A 14,679-nucleotide genomic window follows, 5' to 3' on the forward strand; every position below is an offset into this window, starting at 1 on the left:
GCCGCTCAGCCCGGGTGCCGGACGGCGTAGGTGCCGACGACGATCCCGGTCGGCGAGGTGACGGTGCGGAGCACCTCCAGCTCGACGGGCCGGTCCTGGAACAGCCGGGTCCCCTGGCCCAGCACCACGGGGACGACGGTCAGCACGTAGGTGTCGACGAGGTCCGCCGCGGCGAGGGCGCGGACCAGCTGGCCGCTGCCCAGCAGCACCAGCTCTCCCTCGCCGTCGCCCTTGATCCGCCGCACCCCCTCGACGGGGTCGTCCCCCAGCAGGGCGGTGGCCGGGTGGGGGAGCGGCTCGGCCAGCGTGCGCGAGGCCACGTGCTTCGGCGTGCTCAGCAGCAGGTCGACGAAGGGGTTCGGCTCGGGGGTGCGGGTCCAGTGGTCCAGCAGGTCCAGGTAGGTGCGCCGGCCCAGGACGAGGCCGGCCGGGAGGCTGTCGCCGGCCATCGACGCCTGGGCGGCGACCGGGTCGGCGGCCAGCGCGGCCGCGGCCCAGCCGCCCCGCGTGAACCCGCCCCGGGTGTCCTCGTCGGGCCGACCGGGACCCTGCATCACCCCGTCCAGCGAGAGGTTCTCCACGGCCACCAGCGTCCTCATGCGCTCATCACGCCCCTCAGACCGGCGGGGCGGGCCGGACTCATCGGGCCGGTGGGGGCTCAGATGTCCTTGACGGCCACGAAGACGTCGCGGTGGATCGAGGCGTCGACGCGGTGGCCGAACTGCAGGTAGGGCCCGGAGTCCAGCGGGCGGAGCCCGGCCTCGACGGCCAGGGCGCTGAGCCGCTCGCGGGTCAGGCCGTAGGTGTTCCAGGACAGCCCGAGGGCGCCGCCGGCCTTCAGCTGACCGGCCCAGACGCCGAGCGCCTCGCCGAGCAGGGCGGCCGCCGAGCGGTCGCGCTTGCCGCTCAGCGGCTGGCTGCCGTGCACGATCCCGTAGGGGGCGTCGGTGACGACGGCGTCGAACCGCCGCTTGCCGTACAGGGCCGCCGACTGGCGGGTGTCGCCGGAGAACACCGACAGGTTCTGGGTGCGGCCGCCGGCCTCGGAGGTGACCGCGACGTCGAGCCGTCGGCCCAGGCTCTTGCCCTCGCGGCGCACCGGGGTGAGCTCGACGGTGTGCTTGAGGCGCTTGCGGCGCAGGTAGGTCTTGAGGAAGGCGGTGTAGGCCTCGACGGCCTTGAGGTCGGACTCCACCCCGGCCGCGTCGTGGCCCAGGATCAGCGCGGTGCTCAGCGTGGTTCCGCGGCCGGCCATCGGGTCGAGGACCGAGCGCGGCCCGGTGGCGGGGCGGGTGGCCGAGGCCAGCGTGACGTTGGTGAGCAGCCGGGTGAACTGCTCGTTGGTCTTGCCGGGGTACTTGGGGATGGTCACCAGGTCGTCGTCGAAGCGGTCGGGGTGCACCAGCGGCACCGGGCGCAGCAGGTCGCCCTCGCGCCGGTAGACCGCGAAGCCCGCCGAGAGCCGGCCCAGCGCGTCGGCCGTCGGCTCGTCCAGGTCGTCGAGGCCCACCGCCAGGTAGCCGACGCCGGCCACCTCGACGGGCTCGACGAGGGCCGGGTCCCCGTCGCCGAGGAGGATGCGGAGCTCGGCCGCGACCAGCGCGTCGGCCGCGCCGGCGTAGACGCGGTTGGCCGAGGGCTGCAGCAGCAGCAGGTGGCCGCTCACGCGAGCACCTCCAGCGGCTGCGGGCGCCGCGCCCGGTCGGTGCTGCCCGGTCGCCGCCGGCCGTCCCCCGGGGCGCTCGGGCGCGCTCCACCTGTTCCCACGTGCTGCATGGGTGACCACTCTAGTGAGCCGGCGAGGGCTAGCGTGACGCCGTGAGCGCAACCCGGTCCCTCCACCTGCGCGGGCGGAGCGTCGGGCTGGTGTTCGTCGGCGGGGCGCTCGGGACCGGCCTCCGGGCCCTCGTCAGCGCGGCGGTACCTCCGGTGAGCGGGCTGCCGGTGGCGGTGCTGGGCGTCGACGTCGTCGGCGCCTTCGTGCTGGGCCTGCTGCTCGCGACGCTGCACCGCGCCGGCCCGGACGAGGGACGCCGTCGCGACCTGCGGCTGCTGCTGGGCACCGGGGTGCTGGGCGGCTTCACCACCTACAGCGCGCTGGCCGCGGACACGGCCGGGCTCGCGGACCAGGCCCGGGTCGGGGCCGCCCTGCTCTACGCCGGCGCGACCCTGGTGCTGGGTCTGGCGGCCGCCTTCGCCGGGCTGCGCTGCGGCGGCCGCAGGGGCGGCCGGTGAGCCCGGCGCTGCTGCTCGTCGTCGCCCTGGCCGGCGGCCTGGGCGCCGTCGCCCGGCTGGTGGTCGACGGCGAGGTCCGCCGCCGGCTCGGCGACGCGCTGCCGCGGGGGACGGTGCTGGTCAACCTCACCGGCTCCCTGCTGCTGGGCCTGGTCACGGGGCTGGCGACCGGCGGCCTGCTGCCGCCGCTCGCGCAGGTGGTCGTGGGCACCGGCTTCCTGGGCGGCTACACCACGTTCTCGACCGCCGCCGTCGAGGCGGTCCGGCTGGCGACCGCGGGCCGGTGGACGGCGGCCGTCGTCGACGCCGTGGGCCAGCTGGTCGCCGCCGTGCTGCTCGCCGGGCTGGGGCTGGTCGCGGGCCTGGCCCTCGCCGGCTGAGAACGGTCGCGCAGACTGGCGCCATGACGGCGCGGCTGACCCGGTTCACCTCCGAGGGCATGACCTTCGACGTCCTCGACAGCGGCCCGCTGGACGGGCCGGTCGTCGTGGCCCTGCACGGCTTCCCGCAGACCTCGGCCAGCTGGGCGGGCGTCGTCCCGCCGCTGGTGGCGGCGGGCTACCGGGTGCTGGCCCCCGACCAGCGGGGGTACTCCCCGGGCGCGCGGCCACCGGACATCGCCTCCTACGCGGTGGCCCGGCTGGTCGGCGACGTGCTGGCGCTGGCCGACGCCGCCGGCGCCGAGCGCTTCCACGTGCTGGGCCACGACTGGGGGGCGGCCGTGGCCTGGGTGCTCGCCGGCGTGCACGCCGACCGGGTGGCCACCCTGACGGCGGTGTCGGTGCCGCACCCGGCGGCCATGGCCCGCGCGCTCGCCGGCAGCCAGGCGCTGCGCTCCTGGTACATGGCGTTCTTCCAGGTGCCCGGGCTGGCCGAGCGGCTGTTCCGGGTGCGCGGCGGCGCCCTGGCCCGCCGCCTGCTGGCCGGCACCGGGATGCCGGACCCGGAGCCGGCCGTCTCGATGCTCGCCGACCCGGCGTCGGCGACCGGCCCGCTGTCCTGGTACCGCGCCCTGCGGCTGCCCGGTGGCCTGCGGACCGGCCGGACCGCGGTGCCGACGCTCTACGTCTGGAGCGACCGCGACACCGCCCTGGGCCGGCGCGCCGCCGAGGGGACGGCGGCCCACGTCGACGGGCCGTACCGGTTCGTGGTGCTCCCGGGCGTCTCGCACTGGGTGCCGGAGGAGCGCCCGGCGGAGCTGGCCGCGCTGGTGCTCGGGCACCTGGCCGCGCACCCGCTCGACCGCTGAGCGGGCGGCGCGGCCCGGGCGGCCACCGCCCGCCTACGCTCCCCCCATGAGCCTCTCGGTCGACCTGGACCTGCCGCGCTTCGAGGACGCCGCGGTGGTCGTCGCGGCCCCGGCGACCGGCCCGGGCAACTGGTCCGGGGCGGCGGCCGTCGTCCTGGACGACGGGGTGTTCTGGCTGGCCTACCGGGTGCGCCGGCCGCTGGACGAGGGGCGCGGGGTGAGCGTCGTCGTCGCCCGGTCCGACGACGGGCTGAGCTTCACCCCTGTCGCCGAGGTCCACCGCGACGCGTTCGGCGCCGCGTCGTTCGAGCGGCCGGCGCTGGTCCGCCGACCGGAGGGCGGCTGGCGGCTCTACCTCAGCTGCGCGACCCCGGGCTCCAAGCACTGGTGGGTGGAGGCGCTGGACGCCGACCGGCCCGAGGACCTCGCCGACGGCACCCGGCACCGGGTGCTGCCCGGGGACGCGGCCTGGGGCGTCAAGGACCCGGTGGTCCTGGCCGACGCGCGGGGCTGGCGGATGTGGGTGTGCTGCCACCCGCTGGCCGAGGCCGGGCACGAGGACCGGATGGTCACCCGGCTGGCCACCAGCGACGACGGCCTGGACTGGACCGACCGCGGCCCGGTGCTGCGGGGGAGCCCTGCGACCTGGGACTCCCGCGGGGCCCGGGTGACCGCGGTGCTGGCCGAGGAGCCGCTGACGGTCCTCTACGACGGCCGCGACAGCGCCGCCGCGAACTGGTTCGAGCGGACCGGCGTGGCCCGCGAGCAGGACGGGGTGCTGGTGCCGGTCGGCGACGGCCCGGTCGCGCAGTCGCCGGAGAGCGACGGGGCCCTGCGCTACGTCAGCGTCGTCGACCTGCCGGACGGCGGGCGCCGCTTCTACTTCGAGGCCGCCCGTGCCGACGGCTCGCACGACCTGATGACCTCGCTCAGCCCCCGCTGAGCCGGCCCCGCCCGGTCAGGCCGGCCGGGTCCGCTCGGAGAAGGAGCCGCGTCCGGTGACCGAGCGCCAGTCGGCGAACGACTGGCCCAGCACCTCCTCCAGCAGGTCGACGTCGTCGACGACGTCGGCGAGCAGCGCGCCCCGCGCGTCGGGGTCCAGCCGCGGGCGCCGGGCGGGGCCGCCGCGCTGCAGCGCGCCGACCAGCGGTCGGCTGGCGCGGCGCCAGACCTGCGGGGGCACGAACTGGCCGGCGGCCGCCCCGGCCCGGACCAGCCGGGCGAGGGCACGGTTGCGGGGGCCGTCCTCGACGAAGCCGCGGGAGTTGTCCGGCGGCACGGTGCCGACCCGGCCCTGCGCCACCCCGAGGAACGCGCACACCCGGTCCAGCGTCGCGACGGGTGCGTCCACCAGCTCGCGGTACCGCAGCACCAGCACCCGGTCGCGCTCGACGCGGCCCAGCAGGTCGGCCAGCTGCTCGCCGTAGCGGCCCATCCGGCGGTAGTGCCAGAACGGCGCCCAGCCGGCGTCGACCCGGCGGTCCTCGTCGCGCCAGGCGTCGACGAAGCCGGCCTCGGGCTCCAGGCCGTCGGCCCAGAGGTGGGTCCAGTTGGAGTAGGCGCGGTCGACGGGGTCGCGGACCACGACGACCACCCGCACGTCCGGCAGCTCCTCGGCGATCCGGCGGCGCGCGTCGGGGGAGTACAGGTAGAAGGGCGTGCTCTCCAGCCGCACGCTGGTGGCCGGGGCCGGGGCGAAGAGCGCCTCGTAGTCGCGCCGCCGCCACACCCACTCCTGCTGGCTGTGCGCGTCGCCGGGTCCGCGGTACGCCGGGGGCGGCGCCTCCCCGCAGAGGTAGAACTTCGGCTCCTTGACCGGCGACGCCCAGATCTCGGGGTGCGCGCGGAGGGCGGCGTGCAGTGCGCTCGTGCCCGCCTTGGGCGCCCCGATCAGCAGCGCGTCCGGACGTGGTTCCCGAGTGCTCATGCCGGAATACTAGGAGCAGCAGCGGGGGTCGACGAGGTCTGGCCGCGGGCCGGCCCGCTGCCCTAGGGTCGGGACGTGCACCGGATCCTGCTGCGCGAGGTCATCGTCGACGTCCCGTCCGCCGTGCTGGACGAGGCCCGGACCTTCTGGTCGGCCGCCCTGGCGGCCACGCCCCGGGTGGTCGGCGACGCGGGGGAGTTCACCGCCCTCGACGACCCGTCGGCCCTGCCGCACGTGGCCCTGCAGGACGTCGGCACCACGCCCGCCCGCTTCCACCTCGACCTCGAGAGCGACGACGTGGAGGCCGAGGTCGCCCGGCTGGTCCGCCTCGGGGCCACCGAGGTCTCCCGCGGCGACGGCTTCGTCGTCCTCGCCGACCCCGCGGGCCTGCTCCTCTGCGTCCTGCCGCCCGAGAGCGACGAGTTCGCCACCCGCAGCCGTCAGGTCGAGTAGGAAGGTGAGACCAGGACCGGACCACCGCGGGCCGAGGGCAGGCGCCTCAGGGTCACCGGACGGGGCGCCGCCGAGCTGAGGAGGAGCGGGTGGACACGCTCTTCGTCCACCCGCGACGACGAAGTCGGCGGATCAGAGCCCCGTCCGCGTCCGAGCGGAGCGAGACAGACAGCTCAATAATTCTGCTCTTTTGCTCTGGCGAAGCTCGCCTCGACCTCGGCCTCGGCCTCGGCGCGGCCGGTCCAGGTGGCGCCCTCGACGGACTTGCCGGGCTCGAGGTCCTTGTAGACGGTGAAGAAGTGCTCGATCTCGAGCAGCAGGTACTCGCGGACGTCGGTGATGTCGCGCAGGTGGTCGCGGCGGTGGTCCGACGCGGGGACGCAGAGGACCTTGTCGTCGCCGCCGGCCTCGTCGGTCATCCGGAACATCGCGATGGCGCGGCACTTGATGAGGCAGCCGGGGAACGTCGGCTCGGAGACCAGCACCAGCGCGTCGAGCGGGTCGCCGTCCTGGCCGAGGGTGCCCTCGATGAAGCCGTAGTCGGCGGGGTAGGCGGTCGAGGTGAACAGCGTGCGGTCCAGCCGGATGCGGCCGGTCGCGTGGTCGACCTCGTACTTGTTCTTCTGGCCCTTGGGGATCTCGACCAGGACGTCGAACTCCATGCCACTGAGCGGGTGCGCCTCGTGCTCGGCGTTGGGTGCGGTCACAGAACCTCCTTAGGATGGGCTGTGCCGTGACTCCGGGGGCGCGGTCAGCCAACCGTGAGCCTAGCGTCAAGGGAGCGTGCCGGTCCGATGGGTCTCAGGCGCACCGTCGTGGCGGCGGTCGCCGTGCTGGCGCTCGCCGGCGTGGTGACGGGCCTGGTCAGCGGGGCCTTCGCGACCGCCGCCAGCCGCGGTCTGCACGCCAGCGGGCTGTGGGTCGACGGCGGCGCGCCGACGGTCGCCCCGGGCACGTTCGACCAGCCGCCGGCCACGCCGACGCCGTCCTCCAGCCCCTCCCGCGCCGGCCTGCCGCGCCCGGTGCTGCCGGCCGCCACCGCCTCCCGGGTGCCCTCGGCCGACGCCGTGGCCGCGCGCGTCGACGCCGTCGACGCCCAGGAGATGGGTGGCCGGTTCTCCGCCGAGGTCGCCGACCTGCGCACCGGCGAGGTCCTCTACCGCCACCGCGCCGGCTCCCCGGCCATCCCGGCCTCGACGACGAAGCTGCTGACGTCGGCGGCCGCGCTCTCGCTGCTCGGGCCCGAGCACGTCTTCACCACCGACGTCGTCCGCGCCGGGGCGGGCCGGATCGTCCTCGTCGGCGGCGGCGACCCCTACCTCGCGGGGCGGACGCCCGCCGACGGGGCCCCGGCGGCGGCGTCGCTGCCGGCGCTGGCGGCCGCCACGGCCACGGCCCTGCGGAAGGCCGGCACCACCGAGGTCACCCTCGGCTACGACGACTCGCTGTTCTCGGGCCCGGCCTGGAACCCCCGCTGGCCGGCGGGCTACGCCGACCAGGTCACCCCCGTCTCGGCTCTCTGGGTGGACGAGGGCCGGACCGCCGGGGTCTCCCCGGGCCCGCGCGTCGAGGACCCCGCGGGCGAGGCGGCCCGGGCGTTCGCGAAGGCCCTGGAGAAGAGGGGCGTCGAGGTCACCCGCACCCGGGAGGCGGAGGCGCCCGCCTCGGCCCCGCGGCTGGCCCGGGTGACGTCGCCCCCGCTGGAGCAGGTCGTGCAGCGGCTGCTGCTGGCCAGCGACAACGACGCGGCCGAGGTCCTGCTGCGCCAGGTCGCCCTGGCGGCCGACGCCGAGGGCAGCACCGCCGCGGGGACGCGGGCCGTCCGCCGGACGCTGGACCGGCTGGGCGTGTGGCCCGACGACGCCCGGCTGGCCGACGGCAGCGGACTGGCCCGGGAGACCCGGGTGCCGGCCGACGCGCTGGTCGACCTGCTGCGGCTGGCCGCCGACCCCGACCACCCCGAGCTGCGGGCCGTGCTGACCGGGCTGCCGGTGGCCGGCGTCGAGGGCAGCCTGCGGCACCGCTACACCGACGAGGCGAGCCGGGCCGGCCGCGGCCTGGTGCGCGGCAAGACGGGCACGCTGACCGGCGTGCACGCCCTCGCCGGCTACCTGCGGACGCAGGACGGCACGCAGCTGGCCTACGCCTTCCTGGTCAACGACGCGACCGACGACTACGCCGCCAAGCTCTGGCTGGACCGGGTGAGCGCCGCGCTGAGCCGCTGCGGCTGCTGAGCCCGGCCGCTGGCCCTGCCGCCGCAGCCGCGCGCCGCATACCCTGCCAGGCATGGACACCTCGATGGTCGACTGGACGGTCGCGCTCAGCACGGCCCGCCGGCTGGTCAAGCCGGGACCGGAGATCTCGCTCGGCGGCGCCGAGCAGGCCGTCGCCCAGCTCCGGAGCAGCGCCGTCCGCGCCGAGGCCTACGTGGTGGACGTGACCGGCCTGCCCGTGCCCAGCGCGACGGCCCCGGTGCTGGTGGTCGACCGGCCGGGCTGGATCCAGGCCAACGTCGACGGGTTCCGCCAGGTCCTCGCGCCGCTCGAGGAGCGCTCGGCGGAGAAGCTGGGCGCCAGCCCGGGGGTCGCGGCGGTGGGCAGCCGGGTGACGGGTGCCGAGCTGGGCGCCCTGCTCAGCTACCTCGCCCCCAAGGTGCTCGGCCAGTTCGACCCCTTCTTCCCCGGTGCCCCCGGCGAGCCGGGCGGTCGGCTGCTGCTGGTGGCGCCGAACATCGTGGCCGTCGAGCGCGAGCTGGGCGTCGACCCCGCGGACTTCCGGCTCTGGGTCTGCCTGCACGAGGAGACCCACCGGGTGCAGTTCACCGCGGTGCCCTGGCTGCGGGACCACCTGAACGCCCAGATCGGGGAGATCGTCGGCTCCACCGAGCTGGACGCCGGCGCGGTGCTGCAGATGCTCGCCGACGGCGCGAAGCGGGTGGCCTCGGCCCTGCGCACCGGGGAGGAGCTCTCGGTCGTCGACCTCGTGCAGACCCGGGCCCAGCGCGAGACCGTCGACCGGATCACCGCCGTCATGTCGCTGCTGGAGGGCCACGCCGACGTGGTGATGGACAGCGTGGGTCCGTCGGTGGTGCCCAGCGTCGCCGCGATCCGGCGGCGGTTCTCCGTCCGCCGCGAGGGGCAGGGCTTCGACAAGGTGGTCCGCCGGCTGCTCGGCCTCGACGCCAAGATGCGCCAGTACCGCGACGGCGCCCGCTTCTGCCGCACCGTCATCGACGCCGTCGGGATGGCCGGTTTCAACCAGGTCTGGACCTCCCCGGAGACGCTGCCCACCCGCGACGAGATCGCCGACCCGACGCGCTGGCTGGCGCGGGTGCCCAGCGCCGGCTGAGCCGGACGCCCCGATGGCCCGACGCGCCTTGGGCCCGGCCCTGCTCGCCGTGGTGCAGGCCGTCGACGCCGCCCTCACCCCGGCCGACGCCCGGCTGCTCGTGGCCTGCTCGGGCGGGGCCGACTCGCTGGCCCTGGCCGCCGCGGCGCGGCACGTCGCGGCCCGCCGCGGCCTGCCCTGTGCCGCCGCCGTCGTCGACCACGGCCTGCAGGCCGGATCCGACGCCGTCGCCGCCCGCACCGCGGCCGTCCTCGCGGGGCTCGGCCTGGCCGACGTCGTCGTGCTCAGGGTGGCCGTGCCGGCGGCGGGCGGACCCGAGGCCGCCGCCCGGGACGCCCGCTACGCCGCCCTGCGCGCCGCCGCGGCCGGCGACCCGCCGGCGACGGTGCTGCTCGGCCACACCCGCGACGACCAGGCCGAGACGGTGCTGCTGGGCCTGGCCCGCGGGTCGGGGACGCGCTCGCTGGCGGGGATGGCGGTGCGCGGCGCCGGCCTGCTGCGCCCGCTGCTGGAGGTGCCCCGGGCGACGACGGAGCAGGTCTGCGTCGAGCTCGGCCTGCAGCCCTGGTCCGACCCGCACAACGTCGACCCGCGGTTCGCCCGCGTCCGGGTCCGCCACCGGGTGCTGCCGGTGCTGGAGGACGCGCTCGGCCCCGGGGTGGCGCAGGCCCTGGCCCGGACGGCCCGGCTGGCCCGCGACGACGCCGACCTCCTCGACGCGCTGGCGGCCGAGGCCGATCCCGGACTCGGTGCCCCGACGTGCGACGCGCTGGCCGCCCTGCCCGCCGCGCTGCGCGGCCGCGTGCTCCGCCGCTGGCTGGCCCGGGAGGGCGCCGGCGACGTCGGCGCCGACCACGTGCGGGCCGTCGAGGCCCTGGTGCTGGCCTGGCGCGGGCAGCGCGGGGTGGACCTCCCGGGCGGGACGGTGGCGCGCAGCGGGGGGCGGCTGCTGTGGCAGGCTGTCGGCCGTGGATGACACCCAGCTCTCGAGCGACCTCACCCGCGTGCTGTACAGCAAGGAGGAGGTCGCGGCGCGGATGCGCGAGCTGGCGGCCCAGATCGACGAGGACTACGCGGACAAGGACCTGCTGCTGGTGGGCGTCCTCAACGGCGCGGTGATGGTGATGGCCGACCTGTCCCGCGCGCTCGCCATCCACTGCCGGATGGACTGGATGGCGGTCTCCTCCTACGGCTCGGGCACCCAGTCCTCGGGCGTCGTCCGGATCCTCAAGGACCTCAGCACCGACATCACCGGCGTGCACGTGCTGGTCGTCGAGGACATCATCGACACCGGCCTGACGCTGTCCTACCTGATCAGCAACCTGCGCTCCCGCAACCCCGCGAGCCTCAAGGTGATGACGGCCTTCCGCAAGCCCGAGGCCGCGCAGAACGCCGTCGAGGTCGCCTACGTCGGCTTCGACATCCCCAACGAGTTCGTCGTCGGCTACGGCCTCGACTACGACGGCCACTACCGCAACCTCACCTCCGTCGGCACCCTCGCCCCGCACGTGTACAGCTAGTCCTGCTCGCGCCCGGTCGCGGCCTCCAGAGCTGTCTTCCTCCTCGCCCGGCACCGACGAAGAGCGTGTCGACGCCGGCCTTGTCGTCCAGACAGCGCCCGGCCGCGACCTGCCCGACGCTCGCAGGGGTGGCTCCCGCGGCCCGAGCCCGTCGACGGCCTCCGGTCGTCAGGTCCGATCCTTCCGGCGGACGCTAGCCTTGCCCGGTAGAGGGCACGAGCGTGCTCCCGAACTCCTAGGCAGGTCATGAACTTCAAGCGCATCTTCCGCGGGCCCCTGATCTGGATCCTGCTCGCCGTGCTGGCCATCGGGATCCTCATCGACTTCAGCGGGCGGCTCAACGGCGGGTTCCAGACCGTGCCGACGTCGCAGGTCGTCTCGATCATCAACGGCAGCGACCCGATCGACAAGGTCGAGCTGATCGACGGGGAGCAGGAGATCCGCCTCACCGTCAACGGCACCGAGAAGTACAAGGCGATCTGGGTCGGCCAGCAGAGCGAGCAGCTGATCGACCGGCTGAACCAGCGGGTCAACGAGCGGACGCTGAACAGCTGGGACGGCGACAACCCGACGCCCGGGTTCTTCTCCTCGCTGCTGGGCACCCTGATCCCGTTCATCATCATCGGCGTCCTCTTCTTCTTCCTGCTGAACTCCGTGCAGGGGGGCGGCAGCCGGGTCATGCAGTTCGGCAAGTCCAAGGCCAAGGTGGCCAACAAGGACACCCCGAAGACCACGTTCGGCGACGTCGCCGGCTGCGAGGAGGCGATCGAGGAGCTCGAGGAGATCAAGGAGTTCCTCGCCGAGCCCGCGAAGTTCCAGGCCGTCGGGGCCAAGATCCCCAAGGGCGTGCTGCTCTACGGTCCGCCCGGCACCGGCAAGACGCTGCTCGCGCGCGCGGTCGCCGGCGAGGCGGGCGTCCCCTTCTTCTCCATCTCCGGCTCCGACTTCGTCGAGATGTTCGTCGGCGTCGGCGCCAGCCGGGTCCGCGACCTGTTCGAGCAGGCCAAGGAGAACGCGCCGGCCATCGTCTTCATCGACGAGATCGACGCCGTCGGCCGGCACCGCGGTGCGGGCATGGGCGGCGGGCACGACGAGCGCGAGCAGACGCTGAACCAGCTGCTGGTCGAGATGGACGGCTTCGACGTCCGCGGCGGCGTCATCCTCATCGCCGCCACCAACCGGCCCGACGTGCTCGACCCGGCGCTGCTGCGCCCGGGCCGCTTCGACCGCCAGATCGCCGTCGAGGCGCCTGACATGAAGGGCCGCCTGGAGATCCTCAAGGTGCACTCCGAGGGCAAGCCCGTCGCCCCGGAGGTCGACCTCGGGGCCGTGGCCCGGCGGACCCCGGGCTTCACCGGCGCCGACCTGGCCAACGTGCTCAACGAGGCCGCGCTGCTGACCGCCCGCCAGAACGCCCGGGTGATCACCAACGAGTACATGGACGAGGCGATCGACCGCGTCATCGCGGGCCCGCAGAAGCGCAGCCGGCTGATGAACGAGAAGGAGAAGCTGGTCACGGCCTACCACGAGGGCGGCCACGCCCTGGTCGCCGCGGCGCTGCCCGGCACCGACCCCGTGCAGAAGGTGACGATCCTGCCGCGCGGGCGGGCGCTCGGCTACACGATGGTGCTGCCGGAGAACGACAAGTACTCCAACACCCGCGCCGAGCTGCTGGACCAGCTCGCCTACATGATGGGTGGCCGCGCCGCCGAGGAGCTCGTCTTCCACGACCCCACTACGGGCGCCAGCAACGACATCGAGAAGGCCACCAACGTGGCCCGCGCGATGGTCACGCAGTACGGCATGACGGACCGGCTCGGCGCGGTGAAGCTCGGCTCGGGCGACTCCGAGCCCTTCCTGGGCCGCGACATGGGCCACGGCCGCGAGTACTCCGAGGACGTCGCTGCGATCGTCGACGAGGAGGTCTCGAAGCTGATCGGCAACGCTCACCAGGAGGCCTTCGACATCCTCACCGCCAACCGGGACGTCCTGGACGACCTGGTCCGGGCGCTGTTCGAGCGCGAGACGCTGGACCGCGCCGAGGTCGCCGAGGTCTTCCAGTCGCTGCGGCTGTGGCCGAAGCGCCCCGCCTGGACGGGCTCCGACTCCCGGGTGCCCTCCTCCGTCCCGCCGGTCATGCCGCCGCCCTCGGTGAACGGCCACGGGTCGAACGGCCAGCTGCCCGGTCCGGGCGGTCCCGGCGCCGAGCTGCCCCCGGGCGGCGCGCCGCTGCCCCCCGGCCACCAGGGCGTCCCCCCGCAGCTGCCGGGCCAGCCCGAGGGCGCCGGCACCCACCCGCCGCAGGGTCCCGGCGTCAGCGGGGACGGCCAGCCCCCGCGCGGGCCCGACTTCCGGTGACGGGCGGGACGAGCGCGGGGGGACGCGCGTGAGCGCCGACCGGCTCGACGACGTGGACGGCGTGGGGGCCGCGGGCGAGGTCGCCCCCGCCCTCGCCCCGGCCACGGTCCCGCAGCCGATCGCCCCGTTCGACCACGACCGGGTCTCGGCCGCGGTCCGCGAGATCCTCATCGGCATCGGCGAGGACCCCGACCGCGACGGCCTGCGCGACACCCCGGCCCGGGTGGCCCGGGCCTACGCGGAGATGTTCGCGGGCCTCCACCAGGATCCCGACGAGGTGCTGGCCAAGCGCTTCGACCTCGGCTTCGACGAGCTGGTGCTCGTCAAGGACATCGAGGTGTGGAGCTGCTGCGAGCACCACCTGGTGCCCTTCACCGGCGTCGCCCACATCGGCTACATCCCCAGCAAGGACGGCACCATCACGGGGCTGTCCAAGCTGGCGCGCCTCGTCGACCTCTACGCCAAGCGCCCGCAGGTGCAGGAGCGGCTGACCACTCAGGTGGCCGACGCCCTCGAGCGGATCCTGCAGCCGCGCGGCGTCATCGTCGTCTTCGAGTGCGAGCACCTGTGCATGACCATGCGCGGCGTCCGCAAGCCCGGCTCCAGGACCGTCACCAGCTCGGTCCGCGGCATGCTGCGCAACCCGGCCACCCGCGCCGAGGCGATGGGCCTGATCCGGAGCTGACCACCCGGCCCGGCCGGGGCGGTGCCGCCTAGGGTGAGGTGGTGACGACGCCCCCGGCCGTGCACGGTCTGCCCGCTCCCGGCCGGACCCTGGTGATGGGCGTCCTCAACGTCACCCCCGACTCGTTCTCGGACGGCGGCCGCTGGTTCGACACCGACGCCGCCGTCGCCCACGGGCTGGCCCTGGCCGCCGAGGGCGCCGACCTCGTCGACGTCGGCGGCGAGTCCACCCGTCCCGGCGCCGAGCGGCCCGACCTGGCCGAGGAGCTGCGCCGGGTGGTGCCCGTCGTCGAGGCGCTCACCGCCGCCGGCGTCGTCGTCAGCACCGACACGATGCGCGCCGAGGTGGCCGCGGCCGCCGTCGGGGCGGGGGCCCGGCTGGTCAACGACGTCTCGGGCGGGCTGGCCGACCCGGAGATGCTGCCCTGCGTCGCCGGCCTGGACGTCGCCTACGTCTGCATGCACTGGCGCGGCCACGCGGGCGTGATGCAGGAGCGCGCCGGCTACGCCGACGTGGTGGACGACGTGGTCGCCGAGCTCGCCGCCCGCCTCGACGCCGCCCGGGCCGCGGGGATCGGCGATGACCGGCTGGTCGTGGACGCCGGGTACGGGTTCGCCAAGACCGGGGAGCACAACTGGGCGCTGCTGCAGCGGCCCGAGGCCCTCGCCGGCCTCGGCGTGCCGCAGCTGGTCGGGGTCTCGCGCAAGGCGTTCCTCGGGGCGCTGCTGCCCGACGGCGCGGGCCGGCCCCGCCCGGCGGCCGGCCGCGACGACGCCACGACGGCCCTCACCACCGTGCTGGCGCTGCAGGGCGCGTGGGGGGTCCGGGTGCACGCGGTGCGCGCCAGCCGCGACGCCGTCGCCGTCGTCGAGCGGCTGGGCCGTCGTTCGTCCGGATGACGTCC

Annotated in this window: 16 protein-coding genes; 12 read left to right on the top strand and 4 right to left on the bottom strand. The window is 75.6% G+C overall.

Annotation, left to right across the window (positions count from 1 at the left end; all coding sequences use genetic code 11):
• Nucleotides 1–5: 5 nt before the first annotated feature.
• Both JOF54_RS13350 and JOF54_RS13355 read right to left on the bottom strand, forming a co-directional pair.
• Entirely contained in the window at nt 6–599 is a 594-nt protein-coding gene (locus tag JOF54_RS13350) for a dihydrofolate reductase family protein (protein WP_210056596.1), read from the bottom strand.
• Nucleotides 600–658: 59 nt separating this feature from the next.
• Nucleotides 659–1,666 carry a TRM11 family SAM-dependent methyltransferase gene (locus JOF54_RS13355; RefSeq protein WP_210056598.1) on the bottom strand — a complete coding sequence of 336 codons (1,008 nt, stop codon included), beginning with the start codon at nt 1,664–1,666 and terminating at the stop codon, nt 659–661.
• Between the two features lie 152 nt (nt 1,667–1,818).
• Between JOF54_RS13355 and JOF54_RS13360 the strand changes: the two genes are divergently transcribed.
• The 4 genes from JOF54_RS13360 to JOF54_RS13375 are packed head-to-tail and all read left to right on the top strand — an operon-like array spanning nt 1,819 to nt 4,427.
• Complete coding sequence (locus tag JOF54_RS13360) at nt 1,819–2,235, top strand: fluoride efflux transporter FluC (RefSeq protein ID WP_210056600.1); 417 nt, start codon at nt 1,819–1,821, stop codon at nt 2,233–2,235.
• Nucleotides 2,232–2,615, top strand: coding sequence for a fluoride efflux transporter FluC (locus JOF54_RS13365; RefSeq protein WP_307804147.1), 384 nt, complete (start codon nt 2,232–2,234; stop codon nt 2,613–2,615). Before JOF54_RS13360 ends, JOF54_RS13365 begins: the two co-directional genes overlap by 4 nt.
• A gap of 23 nt (nt 2,616–2,638) precedes the next feature.
• Nucleotides 2,639–3,484, top strand: a complete 846-nt coding sequence (locus JOF54_RS13370) for an alpha/beta fold hydrolase (RefSeq protein WP_210056602.1) — start codon at nt 2,639–2,641, stop codon at nt 3,482–3,484.
• Nucleotides 3,485–3,530: 46 nt separating this feature from the next.
• Entirely contained in the window at nt 3,531–4,427 is an 897-nt protein-coding gene (locus JOF54_RS13375) for a glycoside hydrolase family protein (RefSeq protein ID WP_210056604.1), read from the top strand.
• Nucleotides 4,428–4,442: 15 nt separating this feature from the next.
• On the opposite strand, the gene JOF54_RS13380 is transcribed toward JOF54_RS13375, so the two are convergent.
• Nucleotides 4,443–5,411: a sulfotransferase gene (locus JOF54_RS13380; protein ID WP_210056606.1), complete on the bottom strand. Its 969-nt coding sequence runs from the start codon at nt 5,409–5,411 to the stop codon at nt 4,443–4,445.
• A 75-nt stretch (nt 5,412–5,486) separates the two neighbouring features.
• Here JOF54_RS13380 and JOF54_RS13385 point away from each other — a divergent pair, with 75 nt between their 5' ends.
• On the top strand, nt 5,487–5,864 hold the full coding sequence (locus JOF54_RS13385; protein ID WP_210056608.1) for a VOC family protein: 378 nt from the start codon (nt 5,487–5,489) through the stop codon (nt 5,862–5,864).
• A gap of 173 nt (nt 5,865–6,037) precedes the next feature.
• Here JOF54_RS13385 and JOF54_RS13390 read toward each other — a convergent pair whose 3' ends face one another.
• The gene (locus tag JOF54_RS13390) at nt 6,038–6,526 is read right to left on the bottom strand and encodes an inorganic diphosphatase (protein ID WP_210059552.1); all 489 of its coding nucleotides are present in this window, start codon (nt 6,524–6,526) and stop codon (nt 6,038–6,040) included.
• Between the two features lie 132 nt (nt 6,527–6,658).
• Between JOF54_RS13390 and dacB the strand changes: the two genes are divergently transcribed.
• The 7 genes from dacB (at nt 6,659) to folP (ending at nt 14,674) form a co-directional block, all read left to right on the top strand.
• Complete coding sequence (dacB, locus tag JOF54_RS13395) at nt 6,659–8,098, top strand: D-alanyl-D-alanine carboxypeptidase/D-alanyl-D-alanine endopeptidase (protein ID WP_210056618.1); 1,440 nt, start codon at nt 6,659–6,661, stop codon at nt 8,096–8,098.
• A gap of 52 nt (nt 8,099–8,150) precedes the next feature.
• On the top strand, nt 8,151–9,212 hold the full coding sequence (locus JOF54_RS13400) for an Rv3626c family coenzyme F420 biosynthesis-associated protein (RefSeq protein WP_245358093.1): 1,062 nt from the start codon (nt 8,151–8,153) through the stop codon (nt 9,210–9,212).
• A gap of 13 nt (nt 9,213–9,225) precedes the next feature.
• Nucleotides 9,226–10,188, top strand: a complete 963-nt coding sequence (tilS, locus tag JOF54_RS13405; RefSeq protein ID WP_210056629.1) for a tRNA lysidine(34) synthetase TilS — start codon at nt 9,226–9,228, stop codon at nt 10,186–10,188.
• The gene (gene hpt, locus JOF54_RS13410; RefSeq protein ID WP_210056639.1) at nt 10,181–10,732 is read left to right on the top strand and encodes a hypoxanthine phosphoribosyltransferase; all 552 of its coding nucleotides are present in this window, start codon (nt 10,181–10,183) and stop codon (nt 10,730–10,732) included. The genes tilS and hpt overlap by 8 nt, the downstream gene beginning before the upstream one ends.
• A gap of 246 nt (nt 10,733–10,978) precedes the next feature.
• Nucleotides 10,979–13,090: an ATP-dependent zinc metalloprotease FtsH gene (gene ftsH, locus JOF54_RS13415; RefSeq protein WP_210056649.1), complete on the top strand. Its 2,112-nt coding sequence runs from the start codon at nt 10,979–10,981 to the stop codon at nt 13,088–13,090.
• A gap of 118 nt (nt 13,091–13,208) precedes the next feature.
• A complete protein-coding gene (folE, locus tag JOF54_RS13420) occupies nt 13,209–13,775 on the top strand; it encodes a GTP cyclohydrolase I FolE (protein WP_210059554.1) in 567 nt (188 codons plus the stop codon).
• 95 nt (nt 13,776–13,870) lie between these two features.
• Complete coding sequence (gene folP / locus JOF54_RS13425) at nt 13,871–14,674, top strand: dihydropteroate synthase (protein ID WP_210059555.1); 804 nt, start codon at nt 13,871–13,873, stop codon at nt 14,672–14,674.
• Nucleotides 14,675–14,679: the final 5 nt, after the last annotated feature.

The sequence above is a fragment of the Microlunatus capsulatus genome (assembly GCF_017876495.1).
Classification (GTDB): Bacteria; Actinomycetota; Actinomycetes; order Propionibacteriales; family Propionibacteriaceae; genus Microlunatus; species Microlunatus capsulatus.

Coding starts and splice junctions, on each gene's coding strand:
- ftsH (WP_210056649.1), top strand. CDS start 10,979: ATGAACTTCAAGCGCATCTTCCGCGGGCCCCTGATCTGGATCCTGCTC.
- tilS (WP_210056629.1), top strand. CDS start 9,226: ATGGCCCGACGCGCCTTGGGCCCGGCCCTGCTCGCCGTGGTGCAGGCC.
- JOF54_RS13375 (WP_210056604.1), top strand. CDS start 3,531: ATGAGCCTCTCGGTCGACCTGGACCTGCCGCGCTTCGAGGACGCCGCG.
- JOF54_RS13390 (WP_210059552.1), bottom strand. CDS start 6,526: ATGGAGTTCGACGTCCTGGTCGAGATCCCCAAGGGCCAGAAGAACAAG.
- JOF54_RS13400 (WP_245358093.1), top strand. CDS start 8,151: ATGGACACCTCGATGGTCGACTGGACGGTCGCGCTCAGCACGGCCCGC.
- dacB (WP_210056618.1), top strand. CDS start 6,659: ATGGGTCTCAGGCGCACCGTCGTGGCGGCGGTCGCCGTGCTGGCGCTC.
- JOF54_RS13370 (WP_210056602.1), top strand. CDS start 2,639: ATGACGGCGCGGCTGACCCGGTTCACCTCCGAGGGCATGACCTTCGAC.
- folP (WP_210059555.1), top strand. CDS start 13,871: ATGGGCGTCCTCAACGTCACCCCCGACTCGTTCTCGGACGGCGGCCGC.
- JOF54_RS13380 (WP_210056606.1), bottom strand. CDS start 5,411: ATGAGCACTCGGGAACCACGTCCGGACGCGCTGCTGATCGGGGCGCCC.
- JOF54_RS13350 (WP_210056596.1), bottom strand. CDS start 599: ATGAGGACGCTGGTGGCCGTGGAGAACCTCTCGCTGGACGGGGTGATG.